The following is a 6,552-nucleotide window of genomic DNA, read 5'->3' as shown; positions in this document are numbered from 1 at the left end:
TTCCTGGAGGAAGGCGATGTCGCCGAGCTGCGCCGCGACAGTGTTCGCATCTTTGATCGCCATGGCCAGCCGGTAAACCGCGCCGAGGTGGAGAGTCAGCTTTCCGCCGATGCCGTGGAGCGCGGTGAGTACCGCCATTACATGCTCAAGGAGATCCATGAGCAGCCCAATGCCGTGGCCGAAACCCTGGAAGAGCGTGTCACCCACGATCGACTCCTGGCCGCCGCCTTCGGGCCAGATGCTGAGCAGCAATTGGCCGAGGCTGAAGGCGTGCACATCATCGCCTGCGGTACCAGTTACCATGCCGGCCTGATCGCCCGTTACCAAATCGAACAATTGGCCCGCATACCCTGCAGTGTGGAGATCGCCAGCGAATATCGTTATCGCGATCCGGTCGTACCCGACAAGCATGTCTTTGTCAGCATTTCCCAGTCCGGTGAGACTGCCGATACCCTGGCGGCCCTGCGTCTGGCCGCGGAGAAGGGCTATCTGGCCCGACTTGCCATCTGCAACGTGCCCGAGAGCTCACTGGTACGGGAATCCGACCTCGTGCTGATGACCCGAGCCGGGCCCGAGATCGGTGTTGCTTCCACCAAGGCCTTCACCACCCAGCTCACCGCCCTGGCCCTGTTTGCCCTCGCCCTGGCCAAGGCCCATGGACGGCTCAGCGAGGATGCCGAGGCCAAGGCCGTGGCGGAACTGCGTGCTTTGCCGGCCGCCATTGAGGCGACCATGGCCCTGGATAAACCCATCGAGGCCCTGGCCGAGCATCTGGTTCATCGCCACCACGCCCTCTTCCTTGGTCGCGGCAGCCACTACCCGGTGGCCATGGAGGGGGCCCTCAAACTCAAGGAAATCTCCTATATCCACGCCGAGGCCTATGCTGCCGGCGAGCTGAAGCATGGTCCCCTGGCCCTGGTGGACGAGGACATGCCCATCATTGCCGTCGCCCCAAGCGATGCCCTGCTGGAGAAGATTCGCTCCAATCTGGAAGAAGTGCGTGCCCGCGGTGGCGAATTGATTGTCTTCTCGGACGCCGAGAGCGGTTTCACCGCCGATGAGCGTACCCATGTCATTGCCCTGCCCCGCGCCGGCGGCCCCCTCACCGCCCCGGCCATCTTCACCATTCCCCTGCAACTACTGGCCTACCATGTCGCGGTCCACAAGGGCACGGATGTGGACAAGCCGCGTAATCTTGCAAAATCCGTGACCGTCGAATAAGGACCAGGCAAGCAGCCTGGGTTCAGTCAGCCCAATTTGCCCGGCAGTACCCCAAACGGGGGGTAGATTCCGAGCGACCACGTGGGATGATAGAGAGGTATTACCCAGATAGACCGAGTGTCTTTCGCCCCCTTCCAACAAGGAGATACGCATGAATAAGCGCACGCCCTATATCCTGTTATTCCTCCTCTTGTTCGTTTTCTTGGGCACTGGTTGCCTGGACAGCTCAAGCAGCGATGATGATTCAAGTGGTCAGACGGACAATGGCAATGGTGACGGCAACGGGAATGGCAACGGGGATGGGGGTGACAACGGAGACGGTGATGCAGGGCTTGAGCCATTGCAGGGCGCCTGGACCAGCGGCTGCGTCTTTATTGATGGCGAGAATCAGATCCTGGAACGCCACGTTGATGGCAATATCGCCGAAGGATACTTCGAAATTTTCGACGAAGCTGACACGAGTTGCGCCAATACCCCGGTATTCTCCGGATACCTCGCCTGGGAAATCTCGGCAGGGGACGAGATCACCACTGATAGCGGCGTCACGGCACGGGAGCTGGACATCGAACTCACAGATGATCCGGACGGCCTTGGTGCCCCTGATAATGAGTACGATATTTTCAGGGTGGAAGGCGATACGCCCTATTTTGGTGACAACCCATCAACCAGCCCGGAGAATCGACCGACGGCCTTGGATTGGGATACCCCATTCCACCGGATGGAGGATTGATCACGTTGCAGGAGCGCCATGGGCCAATGGGCCCTGGCGCTCCCGCAAGCCGATCGGCTAAGCCTATCCTGTTGCGGCTCCGGTGTTCAGCCTTCCTTCAGGTCAATGCCCACCGGTGCATGGTCCGATGGGCGCTCCGCGCGGCGGGGTTCTACGTCGATCCAGCTGGCTTCCACCCGATCGCGCATCTTGCTGCTCGTTAACACCAGATCGATTCTCAGGCCACGATTGCGACGGAAGGCACGGGTTCGGAAGTCCCACCAGGAGAACTGCTCTGCTGCCTGATCAAAGAGACGAAAACTATCATCAAAGCCGATATCCAAAATGCGTTTCAAGGCGGCATGCTCAGGTTCCGAGAACAGGATCTTGCCGCGCCAGGCTTCCGGATCATGCACGTCTTCATCTTCAGGGGCGATGTTGAAATCACCCATCACCACCAGTCGATCATGGCGTGACGCCTCATCCTCAAGCCAGCGGGTCAGGTGGTCCAACCATTCCAGTTTGTACTCATACTTCTCGCTTCCTACCGCCTGCCCATTGGGTACATACAGATTGATGACCCGCAGGTCTCCGAAGCTGGCGGCAAGGACACGTCGCTGCGGATCCTGATAGCCGGGGATATCAGTAACCACTTCGGTGGCCGGCTCACGGCTGATGAACGCCACGCCGTTGTATGTCCGCTGACCATTGCTCAGGCAGTGGTAGCCGAGGCTCTCGTACGTGGCTGCCGGAAACCGATCATCCGGCAGCTTGGTTTCCTGCAGTCCTACAACCGCGGGCCGATGATCCTTTATCCAGTTCGCGACCTGTTCCTCGCGCACACGGATGGAATTGACGTTCCAGGACACCACTGAATTACTCACAGACTCAGACCTCCCAAGCGTTCACGAATCCGGCGTTCTCGAAGCAGCCAACCGATCAGGCCTCCAATCAAGCCCCCCACCAGCATGAAAGCGAGCAACAGGCCCATGAAGCGCGGTTGTTGATAAGCCGGCACCACAGGCTCTGATTCCGTGGTAGCCGCCGTGATTTCAGCTTCCCTTGCTTCACCCTCCGCTTGCCCAGGAGCAGAGCGACTTCCTTCCATCTCTTCCGCCGTCAGCACTGCGTCCGCCTCAAGCTCCGGCTTACTGTCCGCCAATTGCTGGACGTCGGCCAGTTCGTTCTCCAGCTTATCGCGTTCGCGCTCGAGAGATGCAATTTCTCTATCCCGGTTCGCCAATCTCTCTGCCAATTCGTTCCTTTCCGCTTCCACCTCATCGATCCGAACCCGGGCCGGCGGACTGTCCACGAGAAACTCCTGATTGACCCAGCCAATGGTCCCATCCGGCGTTTCGACCTGGGCAAAACCATCTTCCACGGATCCCAGGCGTTCCAGTTCATCACCGCTTTGCAGCAAGTCGAGTCTTTCGCTCGTGCTGTCAGGCTCCGGATAAAGGCTGAGAAAGAGACGGTCGATGACCCAGGCCGGCTCGGCAACCGCCGTCAAAGGCAAGAGCAATAGCAAGGCAAAACAGCCGTTGCGTAAAAGAGAGCACTTCATGCCGCCTCCACAATGCCGTGATGTCGAAGAAAGGCCGCCATATCCGGATCCCGGCCCCGAAAGCGTCTGAAAACCTCCGAGGCAGGCAAGCTGCCGCCAAGTCCCAGTATGGTGCGTCGGAAACGCTCACCGGTATCGCGGTCGAACAGACCCGCTTCCTCGAAGGCCGAGAAGGCATCCGAGGACAATACCTCTGCCCAGAGGTAGCTGTAATAGCCTGCGGCGTAACCGCCACCGAAGATATGGGCGAAGCTGTGCGCAAAGCGATCATAATCGGCAACCGGCACCACCGAAATCTGCTCGCGGACATCATTCAGTGTTTCGACGATGCTCAGTTCGCTCTCCTCGGGGTATTCCCGATGCAGGCGCAGGTCAAAACTGGCGAACTCGCACTGGCGCAACAGTTTCATGCCGGTCTGGAAGTTGCGGGCTTCCAGCATGGCCTGTTGAAGAGAGGCCGGCATGGCCTCGCCGCTCTCGAAGTGAGCGGCAACCCGATCCAGGCCAGTGCCCGGCCAGGCGTAGTGTTCCTGGAACTGGCTCGGCAATTCGACCGCATCCCATTCCACACCATGGATACCGGCGACCTCGCTCACATCCACCTCCGTCAGCAGGTGCTGGAGGCAGTGGCCAAACTCATGAAACAGCGTGATGACATCGTCATGCTTGAGCAGACTCGGCTGGCCGGCTGCCGGCTTGCCGAAATTGCAGGTCAGATAGGCAACCGGCGTTTGCAGCCCGGTCTCTGTCCGTCGGCGGCTGACGCATTCATCCATCCATGCGCCGCCGCGCTTGCCAGGCCGGGCATAGAGATCAACGTAAAGGCGGCCAATGGCTTCACCGCTGGCGCAATCACGAAGGGCGTAGAGACGGACATCTTCATGCCAGCGCTCGAACTCGCTGACTGTCTCCACGTTCAGGCCGTATAGCTCCCCGGCGATCCGGAACATGCCCTCAAGCACCTGTTCCAGGGGCAGATAGGGTTTGATCCTCTCGTCCGACAGGCCATGCTTGGCCTCCCGCCGCTTTTCGCTCGCCCAGAGCAGATCCCAGGGAGCCAGCGTCTCTATCCCCAGGGTCTCCCGGGCAAAGTCGGAGAGGGCCTTGAACTCCGCCATCGCAGCCGGTTTCACCCGGGCCGTCAGATCGGCGAGGAAGTCCGCCACCTGCTGGGGTGAGTCCGCCATCTTGCTTGCCAGGGAGACCTCGGCGAAATTTCGATAACCCAGCAGTGATGCGGCCTCCTGGCGCAGGGCCATGATCTCTTCCATCACCGGTCCATTGTCGAAGCGTCCGGCCTGGGGCCCCCTATCTGACGCCCGGGTGGCATTGGCGTGGTGCATCTCCCGGCGAAGTTCACGATCGTCGGCGTGCTGTATCACTGCCAGATAATCCGGAAATTCCAGACTGAAAAGCCAGCCCGCCTTGCCCATCTCTTCCCCACGGGCTGCCGCCCGCGCCCGATCCGCCGCCGGAATTCCCGTCAGCCGCCCTTCCTCGTGGGGAGGGACGTGCAGGGACCAGGCCTGGGTTGCGTCCAGCAGGTTTTCTTCGAAGCGATTCTGCAGGCGGGACAGCCGCTCCTGAATGGCTCGGAATCTGGAGCGGGCAGGCTCTTCCAGGTCCACACCCGACAGGTGGAAATCCCTAAGCTGATCATCCACCGTCTTGCGTTGGGCGGTGTCCAGCGATTCCCATAGCTCGGGTCGGCGCAGGGACCGCCAGGCCTCGTAAAGTCCCCGGTTCTGGCCTTTCTCCGCTTCCCAGGCACTGATCTTCTCCAGGCAGCGGCCGAAGGCCTTCCGCACCGCTTCATCGTTGGCGACATTATTGAGATGGGCGATGGGTGAAAAGACCCGGCTGAGCCTGTCCTCCATCGACTCCAGCGGGCGTGCCAGACTGTCCCAATCGTATTCTCGGGGCTGCCTTGATACCTCATCTACCGTTCGCCGATAATCCGCCAGCACCTGATCCAGGGCAGGCTCGAAATGGGCCGCATCCAGCCTGGCGAATGGCGGCAGGTCGAAGGGCTCGAGCAAAGGGTTTTTCATGGCATCGGCCCTCCGGTGAGAGCGGAAATGGACAGCGTAACTTAGCACGCGCTGGCGCGTCTTTCAGCCGGGTCCGGTGGATTCGGGGCTCTGTGCTACATTGAGCCCCGGAAAGCGCCGGCCCCGGCTTTCCCTTTTTTATCCGACCCTTGCAGGTGCGACTCGTTCGAGGAGGACAAGACAGGCATGGCGGATTTTGATTTGATCGTGATTGGTGGTGGCAGCGGCGGTATCGCCACCGCCCGGCGGGCAGCGGAATACGGCGCTCGGGTGGCGGTGGCTGAAAACCGTCCCCTTGGAGGCACCTGCGTCAACGTCGGCTGTGTCCCCAAGAAGGTGATGTGGTATGCCGCCAGTCTCGCCCATGGGGTGGAGGAGGCACGTGATTATGGCTTCGATGTCCGAAGTTCGGGCCATGACTGGCTGAGCCTGAAGCGTGCCCGTGATGCCTATGTAAAGCGATTGAACGGCATCTATGCCCGCAATCTGGAAAAGAGCGGTGTCACCCACCTGCAGGGCTTCGCTCGTTTCCTTGATGCAAAGACCATTGAGGTCGACGGTGAGCGCTATAGTGGCGAGCGCTTCCTCATTGCCAGCGGTGGTTACCCCGCACGACCTGACATTCCCGGTGGTGAGCTCGGAATAAGCTCGGACGGCTTCTTCGAGCTGGAAAAGCAGCCCCGGCGGATCGCCGTGGTGGGCAGTGGTTATATCGCGGTGGAACTGGCCGGCATGCTGAATGCCCTGGGCTCGAAGGTCAGCCTTATCGTGCGTCGTGATGGGGTGCTACGGGACTTCGATTACAGCCTCCGCCAGCGCCTTATGGCGGAAATGGAGGCAGACGGCCTTGAGCTGATTACCCAGGCCGTGCCCACTGCCGCTCGCCAGGACGGCGAGGGTTACGCCCTGGAGACTGAGGACGGGCGTGTGCTCTGCCCCTTCGATGAATTGCTCTGGGCCATTGGTCGTGAACCAGCCACACAGGGTCTGGGTCTGGAGAAGGCAGG

General features: G+C 60.5%; 6 protein-coding genes. 3 read left to right on the top strand and 3 right to left on the bottom strand.

The annotated features are described in order from the left end of the window. The coding region (gene glmS, locus ACJWXQ_RS03755) for a glutamine--fructose-6-phosphate transaminase (isomerizing) (RefSeq protein WP_406672184.1) at positions 1–1,221 on the top strand (1,221 nt) is incomplete at its 5' end. Positions 1,222–1,372: 151 nt separating this feature from the next. Further along, a complete protein-coding gene (locus tag ACJWXQ_RS03750; RefSeq protein ID WP_406672183.1) occupies positions 1,373–1,951 on the top strand; it encodes a hypothetical protein in 579 nt (192 codons plus the stop codon). An 86-nt stretch (positions 1,952–2,037) separates the two neighbouring features. On the opposite strand, the gene xth is transcribed toward ACJWXQ_RS03750, so the two are convergent. From xth to ACJWXQ_RS03735, 3 genes are read right to left on the bottom strand one after another with little or no spacing between them, the layout of a single operon-like run. After that, positions 2,038–2,814: an exodeoxyribonuclease III gene (xth, locus tag ACJWXQ_RS03745; protein ID WP_406672182.1), complete on the bottom strand. Its 777-nt coding sequence runs from the start codon at positions 2,812–2,814 to the stop codon at positions 2,038–2,040. Continuing rightward, on the bottom strand, positions 2,811–3,494 hold the full coding sequence (locus ACJWXQ_RS03740) for a TIGR04211 family SH3 domain-containing protein (RefSeq protein ID WP_406672181.1): 684 nt from the start codon (positions 3,492–3,494) through the stop codon (positions 2,811–2,813). Before ACJWXQ_RS03740 ends, xth begins: the two co-directional genes overlap by 4 nt. Beyond that, complete coding sequence (locus ACJWXQ_RS03735; protein WP_406672180.1) at positions 3,491–5,545, bottom strand: M3 family metallopeptidase; 2,055 nt, start codon at positions 5,543–5,545, stop codon at positions 3,491–3,493. The genes ACJWXQ_RS03740 and ACJWXQ_RS03735 overlap by 4 nt, the downstream gene beginning before the upstream one ends. A 186-nt stretch (positions 5,546–5,731) precedes the next feature. On the opposite strand from ACJWXQ_RS03735, the gene ACJWXQ_RS03730 reads away from it, so the two are divergent. After that, positions 5,732–6,552, top strand: an 821-nt coding sequence (locus tag ACJWXQ_RS03730) for an FAD-dependent oxidoreductase (protein WP_406672179.1), incomplete at its 3' end; no start/stop codon positions are given.

The organism is Natronospira sp., assembly GCF_007134575.1.
Classification (GTDB): domain Bacteria; phylum Pseudomonadota; class Gammaproteobacteria; order Natronospirales; family Natronospiraceae; genus Natronospira; species Natronospira elongata.
This window is presented reverse-complemented; position numbering and strand designations above follow the sequence as displayed.